Source organism: Vibrio sp. 1249-1 (genome assembly GCF_033340495.1).
The window spans coordinates 1-591 of sequence record NZ_JAWOWJ010000840.1 but is presented as its reverse complement, the minus strand read 5'-3'; the positions used below and the strand labels follow the sequence as shown (position 1 = coordinate 591).

General features: G+C 50.3%; 1 protein-coding gene. It reads right to left on the bottom strand.

Annotated features, from left to right (window positions below; genetic code table 11):
• On the bottom strand, positions 1–591 hold a 591-nt coding region (locus R7Z50_RS29220), incomplete at both ends, for a TraB/VirB10 family protein (RefSeq protein ID WP_318149977.1).

Below are 591 nucleotides of genomic sequence, written 5' to 3'. Positions count from 1 at the left end.
TATGACTGGGAACATATTTTCAGCCATGTCCAAATAGAACTTGGCCACTCGATCCAATGCTTTACCTGTGCCTTTAATCGCAGCGCCTTGTAATGCTTCTTGGCTCATGACTTGCTGGTACAGCTGAGTATCACCGGCATTACCCGTCTGAATCGTCGGTACAGGATTTACATCAAATGCGCCTGCCAAGCCCTGAAGGAATCCGGCCATCATTGATTTGGCCACCAGTTGGCCTTGTTTCGACACTAATCGGCCACGAATACCGGCTTTGCCGTCTTCACCCACGGCATAAGAATCCAGTCGTGTTTCAATGACGCCGCCATCTTCTCTCACACATGAAATGGTCTCGCCTCGCAAATAAGCACGCTCAGAGCTCAAATCACCGTAACCTGCGGCGATCAAGAAACACTCTTTGATATCCGCTCTAAATCGGTTGGGTAAAATGGCTTCCTTTTGAATCCTCAGCAATGCAGGAAAAGGCTCGCGTCTTGCGGACTCGTGAGTAGGGGCATCCAAACCCGTGATCAAAGTACCTGAGATGATGCTGCCCGCCGGTAGATACAAAGGCGGCGCTTCTTGCACAACAACCTC